The 13,910-nt window shown below is 68.9% G+C and carries 8 protein-coding genes; 5 read left to right on the top strand and 3 right to left on the bottom strand.

What is annotated here, in order from left to right:
• The first annotated feature begins 32 nt into the window (after positions 1-32).
• Entirely contained in the window at positions 33-5,843 is a 5,811-nt protein-coding gene (locus J7495_RS05620; RefSeq protein ID WP_294055221.1) for an MG2 domain-containing protein, read from the top strand.
• 234 nt (positions 5,844-6,077) lie between these two features.
• Positions 6,078-8,168, top strand: coding sequence for a penicillin-binding protein 1C (gene pbpC, locus J7495_RS05625; protein WP_294055476.1), 2,091 nt, complete (start codon positions 6,078-6,080; stop codon positions 8,166-8,168).
• A 180-nt stretch (positions 8,169-8,348) separates the two neighbouring features.
• On the opposite strand, the gene J7495_RS05630 is transcribed toward pbpC, so the two are convergent.
• On the bottom strand, positions 8,349-8,870 hold the full coding sequence (locus J7495_RS05630; protein WP_294055222.1) for an RcnB family protein: 522 nt from the start codon (positions 8,868-8,870) through the stop codon (positions 8,349-8,351).
• Between the two features lie 151 nt (positions 8,871-9,021).
• Positions 9,022-9,498 carry an outer membrane protein assembly factor BamE gene (bamE, locus tag J7495_RS05635; RefSeq protein WP_294055224.1) on the bottom strand — a complete coding sequence of 159 codons (477 nt, stop codon included), beginning with the start codon at positions 9,496-9,498 and terminating at the stop codon, positions 9,022-9,024.
• A 113-nt stretch (positions 9,499-9,611) separates the two neighbouring features.
• On the opposite strand from bamE, the gene J7495_RS05640 reads away from it, so the two are divergent.
• Together J7495_RS05640 and J7495_RS05645 are read left to right on the top strand one after the other, a co-directional pair.
• Positions 9,612-10,124 carry a ubiquinol-cytochrome C chaperone family protein gene (locus tag J7495_RS05640; protein WP_294055226.1) on the top strand — a complete coding sequence of 171 codons (513 nt, stop codon included), beginning with the start codon at positions 9,612-9,614 and terminating at the stop codon, positions 10,122-10,124.
• On the top strand, positions 10,121-10,642 hold the full coding sequence (locus J7495_RS05645) for a YceD family protein (protein WP_294055228.1): 522 nt from the start codon (positions 10,121-10,123) through the stop codon (positions 10,640-10,642). Before J7495_RS05640 ends, J7495_RS05645 begins: the two co-directional genes overlap by 4 nt.
• Before the next feature lie 19 nt (positions 10,643-10,661).
• Here J7495_RS05645 and J7495_RS05650 read toward each other — a convergent pair whose 3' ends face one another.
• On the bottom strand, positions 10,662-11,327 hold the full coding sequence (locus J7495_RS05650; RefSeq protein WP_294055229.1) for a TetR/AcrR family transcriptional regulator: 666 nt from the start codon (positions 11,325-11,327) through the stop codon (positions 10,662-10,664).
• 144 nt (positions 11,328-11,471) lie between these two features.
• Between J7495_RS05650 and J7495_RS05655 the strand changes: the two genes are divergently transcribed.
• Entirely contained in the window at positions 11,472-13,793 is a 2,322-nt protein-coding gene (locus tag J7495_RS05655; RefSeq protein ID WP_294055231.1) for a TonB-dependent receptor, read from the top strand.
• Positions 13,794-13,910: the final 117 nt, after the last annotated feature.

Raw genomic sequence — 13,910 nt, forward strand, 5'->3', positions numbered from 1 at the left:
GCCGCCATGCCTTTAGGGGAGAAGGTACTGCCATGAAGCTGGTTCTGCGGGTTGCACTCCTGGCTCTCGTGGCGGCGCCGATCGGCGCGATCGCCGCGTTCGGCGACAATTCTCCCCAAGTCGAGATGGCCACGCCCGGCATCGGCAACGGCGCGATCGAGCGATTCACCGTCCGCTTCAGCACGCCGATGGTCGCGCTGGGCGATCCCCGCGCCGAATCGCCCTTCGACGTGACCTGCCCGGTCGCGGGCACCGGCCGCTGGGTCGACCAGCAGACCTTCGTCCATGAATTCGCATCGCCGCTCCCCGGCGGGATCAGCTGCGCGTTCAAGCTCAAGGACAAGCTCAAGAGCCTGTCGGGCTATGCGATCGCGGGGCAGCACGACTTCACCGTCGACAGCGGCGGGCCCACGGTGCGCGCGGTGCTGCCGACGCGCTACGGCGGCCAGATCGAGGAGGACCAGGTGTTCCTCGTCGCCGCCAACCAGGGCGTCGACACCGCCTCGGTGGCGGCGACCAGCTATTGCACCGTCGACGGCATCGGCGAGCGCATCCCGGTGGAGGTGCTGTCGCCTGCCATCCCTGCGCAGCTGCTCGCCGACATGGGCACCGATCGCTGGGAGGTGCGCGAGTTCCTCGAGAGCGCGGGCCTGCCGCAGGCGCTGCCGGCGAGCGCGGAGGACCGGCAGAAGGCACTCTCGACCGTGGTGGCGCTGCGCTGCCGCCGACCGCTCGCGCCGGGCCGCGACATGGCGCTGTTCTGGAGCAAGGACGTGCGCGGCGTCACCGGCAAGCTCGCCGGTGCCGACCAGCGTTTCGACTATACCGTGCGCAAGCCCTTCGAGGCGCGTTGGGAATGCTCGCGGGTCAACGCCCAGGCGGGCTGCAACCCGGTGCAGGACGGCTATGTCCGCTTCTCGGCGCCGATCCCGCGCGAGAAGGCCGAGGCGATCCGCATCCAGACGCCCGACGGCCAGCAGATCGCGCCGGCGCTTTCGGACAGCGACAAGCGCGCCAAGTTCGTCTCGGACATCAAGTTCAAGGCGCCGCTCCCCGCCGCGGTGACCGCCAAGCTGCTGCTCCCCGCCGACATCACCGACGAGAGCACGCGCAAGCTCGCCAACGCCCAGCGCTTCCCGCTCGACATCAAGATCGACGAGGCGCCGCCGCTGGTGAAGTTCGCGAGCGACTTCGGTATCCTTGAGCTCAACCAGGGCGGCGTGCTGCCGGTCACGGTGCGCAACGTCGAGGAGCAGCTCCAGGGGCAGAATCTCACGGTCGCCGGCCAGGCGCTGCGGATCGATTCGTCGGACGGCGACGTCGCGCGCTGGATGCGCACCGTCGACGAGGCGGGCCAGACCAAATACGACCAGGTCAAGAAGGGCGACGACACCGTCTCGGTCAACCAGACCGGCGCCAAGTCGATCCTCCAGGGCAAGGGCGGCGCGACGCAGTTCAACGTCGGATTGCCGGGCAAGGGCAAGGACTTCGAGGTCGTCGGCATCCCGCTGACCAAGCCGGGCTTCTACGTCGTCGAGCTCGCTTCGCCCAGGCTCGGCGAGGCGCTGCTCGGGCGCCAGGCGCCGCGCTACGTCGCGACCGCAGCGCTCGTCACCAACATGTCGGTCCATTTCAAATGGGGCCGCGAAGGCTCGCTGGTGTGGGTGACCGCCCTCGATAGCGGGCTGGGCGTCGGGGGCGCCGACGTGCGCATCTCGGACAGCTGCACCGGGCTGGTGATCGCCAAGGGCAAGACCGACGAATCGGGCCGGCTCGCGGTCCCCGCCGAGCTGCCCGACCAGGAGAGCTGGGGCGGCTGCGGCGACACCAGCACCAACCATCCGCTGATGGTCTCCGCGACCAAGGGCGACGACTATAGCTTCGACTGCACCTTGTGGGACGACGGCATCACGCCGAGCGACTTCGACCTGCCCTATGGCTACAGCGCCCCCGACGACGTGTTCCACAGCGTCTTCGACCGCGCGCTGGTCCGCCAGGGCGAGACGATCCACATGAAGCACATCCTGCGCCGCCCGGCCGCCAACGGCTTCGCGCTCGCGCCGGGCTTCACCGGCAAGCTGCGGCTGACGCATGGCGGATCGGACACGCAGTTCGACCTGCCGCTGACCGTCGATGCGAGCGGCAATGCCGATTCGACCTGGCAGGTGCCGCAGGGCGCGCCGATGGGCGACTATAACCTCACCGTGCTCTACAATGCCTCGGTCGACGGCAAGAGCGAGGAGCGCCAGCTCTGGACCGGCCAGTCGTTCAAGGTCGACGAATATCGCCTGCCGACGATGAAGGCGACCGTCTCGGGCCCGAAGGACCCCGCGATCCGGCCCAAGACGCTGCCGCTCGACCTGTTCGTCGGCTATCTCTCGGGCGGCGGCGCGTCCAACCTGCCGGTCGACCTGCGCGTCGGCTATTTCGCCAGCTCCTCCTCGCCCGAGGGCTATGAGGCGTACACCTTCGGCGGCCACAGGATCGAGGAAGGCACCAAGGCGCTGAACGTCGATATCGACGATGTCGACGACGCCGACAGCCAGGACACGGCCAGCCTGCCGCCGACCCAGACCATCCCCTCGACGCTCGGCGCCGACGGCAGCGCGCGCACCACGGTCGACGTGCCGCAGACGATCGACGGCGACACGACGATGCAGGTCGAGATGGATTACCAGGACGCCAACGGCGAGGTGCTGACCGCGTCCTCCTATATCCCGCTCTATGCCTCGGGCGTGCGGCTCGGCGTCAAGACCGACGGCTGGCTGATGAAGCAGGACGACCTCCGCCTGCGCCTCGTCACGCTCGACACCTCGGGCAAGCCGGTGGCCAACCAGTCGGTGACGGTCGACCTCTACAGCCGCGAGGTGCTCACCGCGCGGCGGCGGCTGATCGGCGGCTTCTACGCCTATGACAACCAGGTGAAGACCACCAAGCTCTCCGCTTCCTGCGCCGCGACCAGCGATGCGCAGGGGATGGCGACCTGCCAGCTCAACCCGGGCGTGTCGGGCGAAGTCTATGCGGTGGCGACCACCAAGGACGCCAACGGCAATGAGTCGCGTGCCGTCACCTCGGTGTGGCTGGTCGGCGACGACGCCTGGTGGTTCGGCGGCGACAATGGCGACCGCATGGACGTCATCCCCGAGAAGCAGGAGTATAAGTCGGGCGAGACCGCCCGCTTCCAGGTGCGCATGCCCTTCCAGGCCGCGACCGCGCTGGTCACGGTCGAGCGCGAGGGCGTGCTGTCGAGCTTCGTGACGACGCTGTCGGGCAAGGATCCGGTGATCGAAGTGCCGATGGACGGCGCCTACGCGCCCGATTGCTATGTCTCGGTGATGGCGGTGCGCGGGCGCGTCGCCGGCTGGTCGCAATGGACCGCCGACCTCGCGCGCGACTGGGGAATCCCCTTCTTCAGCAAGGAAGGCGCGAGCGAGACCGCGACCGTCGACCTCGCCAAGCCGAGCTACCGCATCGGCGTCGCCAAGGTGAAGGTCGGCTGGGACGCGCACCGGCTCGGCGTGACGGTGAAGGCCGACAAGGAGAAATACGGCGCGCGCGACACCGCGACGGTCGACCTCGACGTGAAGACGCCCGACGGCAAGCCCGCGGCGACCGCCAACGTCGCCTTCGCCGCGGTCGACGAGGCGCTGCTCCAGCTCGCGCCCAATCCGAGCTGGGACGTGCTCGACGCGATGATGGGTGATCGCCCGCTCTCGGTGCTCACCTCGACCGCGCAGACCCAGGTGGTCGGCAAGCGGCATTACGGCAAGAAGGCGGTGGAAGCCGGCGGCGGCGGCGGTGGCGATCTCTCGGGGCTCAACCGCGAGAATTTCCAGCCGGTGCTCTTGTGGCAGGGCAAGGTCGATCTCGACGCGAACGGCCATGCCCAGGTCAAGGTGCCGCTCTCCGACGCGCTGTCGCAGTTCCGCCTCGTCGCGATCGCGACCGACGGCGCGCAGCTGTTCGGCACCGGCGAGACCAAAATTCGGACCGCGCAGGACCTCAGCATCTTCTCGGGCGTGCCGCCGCTGGCGCGCACCGGCGACACCTTCGGGGCGATGTTCACGCTGCGCAACGGCTCGGACAAGCCGATGCGGATCACCGCGACGGTGGACGTGAGCCCGCGCGTCGCGACCGGCAAGCCGCTCACCGTCGATATCCCGGCGGGCGGCGCGGTGCCGGTGACGTGGAACCTCACCATGCCGGGAATCGAAGGCAACCTCACCTGGACGGTGAAGGCGAGCTCGCCCGACGGCAAGGCCAAGGACCAGGTGACGGTGACGCAGGAAGTCGTTCCCGCGGTGCCGGTCGAGGTCTGGGCCTCGTCGCTGGTCCAGGCCGGGCCCGTGGGCAATCCGGCGTCGAGCTTCGCGATCATGCTGCCGGCAGGGGCGCTCCCCGGCCGCGGCAGCGTCGACGTGCTGCTCGCCGACACGGTCGCGCCGCCGCTCTCGGGCGTGCGCGAATACATGAGCTGGTATCCGTACGGCTGCCTCGAGCAGCGCACCTCGAAGGCGATCGCGCTGGGTGACACCGGCGCCTGGACGCGGATCGCGAGCGAGCTGCCCGCCTATCTCGATAACGACGGGCTCGCGCGCTACTTCACCACCGACAGCCTGCCGGGCTCGGAAGCGCTGACGGCGTACGTGCTGTCGATCACTGCCGAGGCCGGGCTGCCGCTGCCCGACGGTCCGCGCGCCAGGATGATCGACGCGCTCAAGACCGTGCTCGCAGGCAAGCTGCGCCACGAGGATTATGGCGACGCGCGCTTCCGCAACGTCGCGATCTTCGCGGCGCTGGCGCGACAGGGCGCGGCCGATGCCTCGATGCTCGGCCAGCTCGGCATCACGCCGGCCGAGATGCCCACCGCGACGCTCGCCGACTATCTCGACGCGCTCGGCCATGTGCAGGGGCTCGCCAATGCCAATGCGCTGCGGCTCGACGGCGAGAAGGTGCTGCGCACGCGCCTCGTCTACGAAGGCACGCGGATCGACATCGGCGACAAGGGCAAGATGCCGTGGTGGCTGATGTCGTCGGACGACGAGGCGGTGGCCAAGCTCGCGATCGCCACGCTTGGCCGACCGGCCTGGGCCAATGATTCGAGCAAGATCTTCGTCGGGCTCGGCAAGCGCCAGATGAAGGGCCATTGGGACACGACCACCGCCAATGCCTGGGGCACGATCGCCGCGCGCAAGTTCATGGCGATGTATCCCGCGCAGGCTGTGACCGGCAGCACCACGGCGCTGTTCGGCAGCCAGACGGTGGCGCGGAGCTGGCCGCTCGCCGAGCCGCAGCGCGCGTTCAGCTTCGCGCTGCCCGCGGCGCAGACGCCGATCGCGTTCACGCAGTCCGCGGGCGCGGGCCCCTGGGCGTTCGTGACGGTCAAGGCCGCGGTGCCGCTCACCCAGCCGTTGTTCGCCGGCTACAAGATGACCAAGAAGATCGAGGTCATCCAGGCGTACAAGCCGGGCGTGCTCAGCCGCGGCGACGTGATCAAGGTGACGATCACGGTCGATGCCTCGGCCGAGCGCAACTGGGTGGTGATCAACGATCCGGTGCCCGCGGGCGCGACGATCGTCGGCGATCTCGGCGGCCAGTCGCAAATGCTGGGCGCCCAGGCGGGCAGCGGCACCGGCGCGCAGCCGAGCTATGTCGAGCGCGGCAAGGACGCGTGGCGCGCCTATTTCGCCTGGCTGCCCGCGGGGAGCGCGACGGTGTCCTACGTGATGCGGGTCAACTCCACCGGCAAGTTCAACCTGCCGGCGACGCGGGTGGAAGCGATGTACTCGCCCGAGATCCGCGCGCAGGCGCCCAATGCCGTGATGAGCGTCGCGCAGCGGTGAGTCGATGTGAGTGATGAGCGTGACGGCGTAGATTCAAACGTGTCGCCCCCGCGAAAGCGGGAGCCCCGCTTTGGTGCTCTCCGCGAATACGCTGCCTGGATTGCGAAGAAGGCAAGAAGCGGAGTCCCCGCTTTCGCGGGGGTGGCGGCTTGGGGCCGGCGGGTTGTCACCCGGCTCCTCGACGAATGGGACGAGCGCGGCGTCCGCGGCATTCTCACCCCGGCGCGGCTCGGCATCGCCAGCGTCGTCCTCGTCGCCGGCGGGTTCGCGGCCGCGGACTGGGCGACGCTGCCGCCGCTGCTCCCCGACTATGCCAAGACCCGCGCCGCCTGGGCGCCGTCCGAAAGCTGGCTCTACGATCGGAGCGGTGTGCTGATCGACAGCGCGCGCGTCGACTATCAGGCGCGACGGCTCGCCTGGACGCCGCTCGACAAGGTCTCGCCTGTCGCGCGCGAGGTGCTCGTCGCTGCCGAGGACCGGCGCTTCCGCGCGCACGGCGGGATCGACTGGCTCGCGGTCGGCGGGGCACTCAGGGATCGTCTCGAGGGCAAGCGCTCGCGTGGGGCGAGCACGCTCTCGATGCAGGTCGCGGCATTCCTCTCGCCCGAGCTCGCAGCGCCGGGCTCGCGCGGCTGGCGCGAGAAGCTGCGCCAGATGCGCGCCGGCGCCGCGCTCGAGCAGCGCTGGAGCAAGGACCAGATCCTCGAAGCCTATCTCAACCTCGCCGGCTTCCGCGGCGAGGCGCAGGGGATCGGCGCCGCCGCGCTCGGGCTGTTCGGCAAGACCCCCGCCGCGCTCACCCGCGACGATGCGCTGCTGCTCGCGGCACTGCTCCCCGATCCGCGCGCCGATGCGGCGCAGGTCGCGGCGCGGGCCTGCGCGCTGAGCCACGACCAGGATTGCCGACGCTTCGCCGGGCTCGCCGCGTCGATGCTCGGCCCGGCGCGCAGCCTCGCGCTCGATCCCGGCCTCGCGCCGCACCTTTCGGACATGCTGCTCACCAAGCCCGGGCTGCGCATCACCACTACGCTCGACGCACGCATCCAGCGCGTCGCGATCCAGGCGCTGCGCCACCAGCTCCAGGAGCTCGGCGGCACCCGCGCGCGCGACGGCGCGGTGGTGGTGGTCGACAATGCGAGCGGCGACGTACTCGCGATGGTCGGCGGGATCGGCGGCGCCTCGACCGCGCCGCAGGTCAACGGCGCGACCGCCTATCGCCAGGCGGGTTCGACGCTCAAGCCCTTCCTCTACGCCCAGGCGATCGAGAAGGGCTATCTCACCGCCGCGTCGATCCTCGACGATTCGCCGGTGCAGCTCGACACCGCTTCGGGCCTCTATGTGCCGCAGAACTACGACAAGGGGTTCAAGGGGCCGGTCTCGGCGCGGAATGCGCTGGCGGGGTCGCTCAACGTGCCGGCGGTGCGCACGTTGCTGCTCGTCGGGGTGAACAGCTTCCACGACCGGCTGTGGGATACCGGCTATCACGGGCTCACCGAGGACGGCGACTATTACGGCTATTCGCTCGCGCTCGGCTCGGCCGAAGTGACGCTGATGGAGCAGGCCGCGGCCTATCGCAGCCTCGCGCTGGGCGGGCGCTGGGGGCCGCTCAGGCTGACGAAGGATGATGCGCATGTCGCGCCCCGGCCGGTGACGACGCCGCAGGCGGCGTGGATCGTCGCCGACATCCTCGCCGATCCCAATGCGCGTGCGGGCACCTTCGGGCTCGATTCGTCGCTGCGGCTGCCCTTCTGGGCGGCGGCGAAGACGGGCACGTCGAAGGCGATGCGCGACAATTGGTGCGTCGGCTTCTCTGACCGGTTCACCGTCGCGGTGTGGGTCGGCAACCTCGAGGGCGATCCGATGCGGGCGGTCTCGGGAACGAGCGGCGCCGCGCCGGTGTGGCGCGACGTGATGCTGGCGCTCCACCGCGAGGTGCCCGGCCGCCAGCCCGAACGGCCTGCGGGGATCGACGAGCGCCGCATCACCTTCGCAGATCATGTCGAACAGCCGCGCGCGGAATATTTCCTCAAGGGCACCGCGATGGACCAGGTCGCGCAGGCACCGATGGCGGCGCGGCGGCCGCGGATCGTGAACCCGGTGTCGGGCAGCGTCTATGCGCTCGACCCCGATATCCCGCGCGATCGCCAGGGGCTGTCGGTGACGGTCTCGGGCGAAGTGATCGGCCACCGGCTGCTGCTCGACAAGCGCGACCTCGGCGCCGCCGATTCGCGGCCGCTGGTGCTCGCGCCGCGCGGCCGGCACACGCTGGCGCTGGTCGACCTTGGCGGGCGCGTCGTCGACCAAGTGCTCTTCACGGTGCGCTGAGGCGCCATTCGTCACAAAAATGATGTCGGCATCGAACCAAATCGCCTGACCCGCGTTTGCCAGCCTGGGTCCCTCCCCCCTTTCGGGGCCTAAACCGCCCGGCTTCCAGCCGGCGCGACGAAAAACCCCCGGGCGGTGCCTTGCCGCCCGGGGGTGATTTCTTCAGGGCTCAGCCCAGCCTTACCAGTAGAAGCCCGGGATCACGCGAAGCACGATGCCGCGGCGGACGTCGACCAGCAGGATGTCGTTGTAGTGGCGCACCCACGCCTGGTTGTAGCCCGGGCGCGGCAGGTGGTAGCGCCACGGATCCGAGATGCGATAGCCCGGCGCGTAGAAGCCCACCGAGATCCGCGAGCCGCTGCGGAACTGCTGGTAGCGAAACGGCGCATGCCAGTTGCCGCGCGCGAAGGTGCCGCGGTTGCGGCCGCGCCAGTCGCGCCAGTCGTTGTCGCGCCAGCTGCGGTTGCGATCGTTGAGGTCCTCGCGATATTCCTGGCGTGCATCGCGCACGTCGCGGCGTTCGTCGCGGACATCGCGGCGGTCGCCACGGCGCTGCGCGTCGCGAAGCTCGCCCTGCTGCTTGCGGATATCCTCGCGGTCGCGGCGGAGCTCGCGGTTCGACTGCGCATTGGCGGCCGTCGGCACCGCGACCGCGGGCATCGCAACGGCCGCGAGCAGCGCGGCGGTGATGAACTTCTTCATGGGGTCTTCCTCCTCATTCGCAATTCCCCCTCCGGCAGTGCGCCCCTTTTCGTGAAAGGCACGCCTCCCGTCGGCAGAAACGGTTCTGGAGGAGTCCCGCTGAACCGGGCTCGAATGAGCGCTTCATCGTCCAGCAAGGGTGGTTAAGGCGTCAGGGGCCGTCGCCGCCGCCCGCCGGGCCGGCGCCGGGCGCGCCGACGGTGCCGATGTTGCCGAACAGATCCTCGAGGAAGCTGCGCTTGCGGCCCAAGGTCGGCGTCTTCTTGCTGGTCGGGTCGACCGAGGCGATCAGGTCGGCGCCCATCTTGTCGACCGCGCGGACATTGCCCTTGTCGTCGAAGGTGACGCGCAGCGTCATCTGGTCCCTGGCGCGCGGGTTGTTGAACGCGAAGTTCGAGCTGTTGCGCGAGACGTAGTACCACTCGCCCTGGTTGAACTGGCTCGTGAAGGTCGGCTGGCCGAGCGTGGTCAGCACCGATTCGCGATTGTCGACGCCCGGCTGGATCGAATTGACCAGCTCGGTATCGACGACATAGCCCTGGTGCGTGCGCACCGGCGTGCACGCCGTGGTGCCCAGCGCGGCGACCAGCGCGACGCAAGCAAGGGTGCGGACACGAAACAGCGGCATTCGCTTCTCCAGAACAGCAAGGCGCGCATTGCAACGGGCGCGGATCGCCTCAATATGCCGGGAATTGCGGCCAAACAAGGTCGCGCGCCCGCAGCAATCGAGACACCAGGCGAATGACCTTCTTCCAGCGGCTGTTCCGCAAACCCGATCGCGGCATCGCGCCGCACCTCTACCGCCAGATCGTCGCGCTCGCGCGCCAGCCGCACTGGTATGTCGAAGGCGAGGTTGCGGACAGCGTCGACGGGCGGTTCGACATGATCGCCGCGGTGCTCGCGATGGTGCTGCTGCGGCTCGAGGGCGAGGCCGGGGCGGTGGCGCCCAGCACCTGGATCGCCGAATGCTTCGTCGAGGACATGGACGGGCAGCTGCGCCAGATCGGGATCGGCGACATCGTCGTCGGCAAGCACATCGGCAAGATGATGGGGATGCTCGGCGGGCGGCTGGGCGCCTATCGCGCGGGGCTGGCGGCGGGCGACCTGAAGTCCGCACTGGTGCGCAACGTCTATCGCGGCCATGCGCCGGCGGACGCGGCGCTCGCGCATGTCGAGGCCGGGCTGGTCGCGCTGAGGGCGCGGTTCGACGCGGCGTCGGTGGCGGCGATCCTCTCGACGGGGCTGCCCGAATGACCCCCGAGTTCGCCCGGCCGCATCGGCTCGACCAGATCGGCGTCGGCGAAAGCCGCGTGACGGTGACCGCCGAGCCCGGCGAGCGCGCGGCGCTGGCCGAGCGCTTCGACCTGCAGGCGATCGACGCGCTCGAAGCGAACTACGCGCTGCGCCGCGAGGGCGCCGGGGTGCACGCGACCGGTCATCTCTCGGCGAAGGTGACGCAGAGCTGCGTCGCGACCGGCGATCCGGTGCCGGCGGCGGTCGAGGAGGATTTCGAGATCCTCTTCCTCCCCGAAGGCGGCGAGACCGGCGACGAGATCGAGCTCTCCGCCGACGAATGCGACACGGCGTTCTTCACCGGCGGCGCGATCGACCTGGGCGAGGCCGCGGCCGAGACGCTCGCGCTCGCGCTCGATCCCTTCCCGCGCAGCCCCCGCGCGGCGCAGGCTCTCAAGGACGCCGGCGTGATCAGCGAAGAGGAGGCCGGCCCGTTCGGCGCGCTGGCGGGCCTGCGGGACATGCTCGGGAAACAGTGAGCGGGCGGCGCTTCCGCGTCTATTTCTTCGTCCCGATCCCCTCGGCCAGCAACGATTCGACCACCTCGGCGATTCGCTCCGGGTCCATGCCTTCGTCCCACACCGAGTAGCGCAGGCCGAGGAACACGTTCATCCCCATGATCGCCCAGGCGTGGATCTCGCTGACGTCCTTGCGCACCTCGCCGCGTTCGGCGGCGGCCTTGAGGCGCGCGGCGATGCGATCGGCCGTGGTGGCATAGTGGAGGCGGAAGCTCTCGGGATCGACGAACTCGGCTTCGTCGATGATCCGGTAGATCTCCTTGTGCGCGCGGGCGAAGCGGATGAACGCCAATAGCGCCGCCCGCTCGGCTGCGATCTGGCCGGGTGCATCCTTGAGCACCGGCGCGACATGCTCGCGCACCTGCTCGCTCATGTCGCGGACCAGCGCGCGGAACACCGCGTCCTTCGAGTCGAAATACGTGTAGAAGCTGCCGAGCGCGACACCGGCGCGGCGCGTGATCCCGCTGATCGAGCCTTCGTGGAAGCCCTTCTCGCCGAACTCCTCGGCCGCTGCGTCGAGGATCGCGCGCAGCGTGCGCCGGCCGCGCGCGGTGCGCGGTTCCTTGCCCGCGCTCGCCGCTTCGCCGCCCGTCTGGCCGCTCTCCGGCCCGGCACTTGTTGCCGTCAAGCCACGGCCGCTGGCCATTTCACGCTCTCCCCCGTCGATCCAAGTTGAAACATGGTTCAGGTTTCAGTATAGCTTCCGGCAACATCGAACAACCCCCGCGCAAAGCGGGGCTGTATTCTGGGGAGGATGACTGCAATGTCACGAACGATTCCGTCTGCCCGTATGATTCTCGCTGCCGGCGCCGCACTGATGGCGCTTTCGGCCGCCCCTGCCTTCGCGCAAGACGAGCCCGCCGCGCAGGACGAGTCGGCGTCCGCGCCCGAGGAAGGCGGCGAGATCGTCGTCACCGCACGCCGCCGCGCGGAGCGCCTCCAGGACGTGCCGATCGCGGTCACGGCCTTCTCCGGCGAGCTGCTCGAGAAGCAGGGTGCGATCGACGTCACCGACATTTCGGCGGTCACCCCCAACGTCACCTTCGAGAATTCGCGCGGCACCAATTCGACGCTCACGGCCTTCATCCGCGGCGTCGGCCAGCAGGATCCGGTGCCGGGCTTCGAAGCGGGCGTCGGCATCTATCTCGACGACGTCTATCTCAACCGTCCCCAGGCCGCGGTGCTCGACATCTACGACGTCGAGCGCGTCGAAGTGCTGCGTGGGCCGCAGGGCACGCTCTATGGCCGCAACACGATCGGCGGCGCGCTGAAGTACGTCACCAAGCGGCTGTCGGACAAGCCGAGCATCTCGCTGCGCGGCACCTATGGCTCGTACAACCAGGCCGATGCCGTGCTCACCGCGAGCACGCCGATCACCGACAACCTTCGCATCGGCGGCTCGGTCGCGCGGCTGACGCGCGACGGCTTCGGCGAGAACATCATCACCGGCGCCGACAATTACAACAAGAACATCTGGGCGACGCGCGGCAGCGTCGAGTTCGAATCGCCCGACCAGCGCATGCTGATCCGGATCAGCGGCGACTACACCTGGGACAAGTCGAACCCGCGCAACGGCCACCGGCTGTTCACTTCGATGCTCACCCATACGCCGGTGCTGTCGGACGTCTACGATACCCAGGCGGGGCTCAACAATCCGAAGCAGGACGTGCGTGGCGGCGGGCTTTCGATGAGCGTCAGCGCCGAGGTGACCGACCATGTCACGCTCCGCTCGATCAGCGCGTGGCGCAAGGACCGCTCCTTCTCGCCGATCGACTTCGATTCGCTGCCCAGCGTCGATGTCGACGTGCCCGCGGTCTATCGCAACGAGCAGGTCAGCCAGGAATTCCAGCTGCTCTACAAGAGCAGCAATGTGAACGGCATCCTCGGCTTCTATTATCTCGATGCCCAGGCCTCGACTTCGTTCGACGTGCTGCTCTCGACCACGGGCGCGCTGCTCAGCCTGCCGGGGCTCAACGCCTATACCGCGGGCGACGTGCGCACCCACACGCCCTCGGTCTACGGCGACTTCACCTGGGACATCACCCCCCAGCTCAGCGTCTCGGTCGGCGGTCGCTACACCTGGGACAAGCGCCGCAGCCATGTGATCAAGCAGACCAAGATCGGCGGCACCTCGCCGCAGTTCGGCGGCAGCGCGGTGGTGATCTCGACCGCGACCGACTTCCGCGGCGAAGCGAGCTTCGAGAAGTTCACCCCGCGCGCCTCGGTGAGCTTCAAGGTCACGCCCGACCAGATGGTCTATGCGTCCTATTCGAAGGGCTTCAAGGGCGGCGGCTTCGATCCGCGCGGCGGCGGCACCTCGGCGCCCGACACCAACCACAATGGCGTGCGCGATTACCAGGAGATCTACGACTTCATCTCGTTCGAGCCCGAGTCGGTCGACAGCTATGAGGTGGGCTGGAAGGGGTCGCTGTTCGGCAACGACCTGACCTATGCGATCGATGGCTTCTACGCGAAATACAACAACGTCCAGATCCCGGGCTCGGTCGGTGTCGACGCAAATGGCGACGGCATCTTCGAGAGCTTCGTCGGCGTGACCACCAATGCGGCGCGCGCGACCTTCAAGGGGATCGAGGCCGAGCTGAACGGCCGCGTCGCGCGCGACTATGCCGGGCCGGGCTCCGCCGTGACGCTGAACGGCACGCTCGGCTGGATCGACGGCAAGTACAACGAGTTCTTCGTCAACGGCGTGAACGTCGCCAGCCAGCGCGGCATCCAGAACACCCCCGAATGGACGCTGTCGGGCACGCTCGGCACCTATCTGGAGGTGAGCGGCGGCACGCTCAACTTCTCGACGACGGTCTCGTACCGCAGCAAGACCCAGCAGTTCGAGACGCCGATCCCCTGGCTCGACCAGCCCGGCTATGCGCTGTGGGACGCCAACCTGACCTACGACTTCCCGGGCGATCACTATTCGATCGGCCTGCACGCCAAGAACATCACCAACGAGCGCTACATCACCTCGGGCTACAATTACCTGACCTACAATCCGGCGACCAAGGTCTACACCTCGACGCTGGGGCTCGAGGGCGTGGCGACGGCCTTCTACGGCAACCCGCGGCAGCTGTTCGTCACCGGCACGATCAAGTTCTGAGGGTTTGGCGGATTACTCCCAGCGACCGACTGGGCCGGGCGTCCCTGCGATGCCCGGCCCTTTCTTTTCGATGCGGGATGCGGTTGGATCGAACTCCCACCGGGATGACGATGAAGA

Origin of the sequence: Sphingomonas sp. (genome assembly GCF_017745215.1) — a bacterium.
Lineage (GTDB): Bacteria > Pseudomonadota > Alphaproteobacteria > Sphingomonadales > Sphingomonadaceae > Sphingomonas.

Bases quoted from the DNA above. Each gene is read 5' to 3' on its own strand.
- J7495_RS05620 (WP_294055221.1), top strand. From the start codon at position 33: ATGAAGCTGGTTCTGCGGGTTGCACTCCTGGCTCTCGTGGCGGCGCCG.
- J7495_RS05630 (WP_294055222.1), bottom strand. From the start codon at position 8,870: ATGAAGAAGTTCATCACCGCCGCGCTGCTCGCGGCCGTTGCGATGCCC.
- bamE (WP_294055224.1), bottom strand. From the start codon at position 9,498: ATGCCGCTGTTTCGTGTCCGCACCCTTGCTTGCGTCGCGCTGGTCGCC.
- J7495_RS05640 (WP_294055226.1), top strand. From the start codon at position 9,612: ATGACCTTCTTCCAGCGGCTGTTCCGCAAACCCGATCGCGGCATCGCG.
- J7495_RS05645 (WP_294055228.1), top strand. From the start codon at position 10,121: ATGACCCCCGAGTTCGCCCGGCCGCATCGGCTCGACCAGATCGGCGTC.
- J7495_RS05650 (WP_294055229.1), bottom strand. From the start codon at position 11,327: ATGGCCAGCGGCCGTGGCTTGACGGCAACAAGTGCCGGGCCGGAGAGC.
- J7495_RS05655 (WP_294055231.1), top strand. From the start codon at position 11,472: ATGATTCTCGCTGCCGGCGCCGCACTGATGGCGCTTTCGGCCGCCCCT.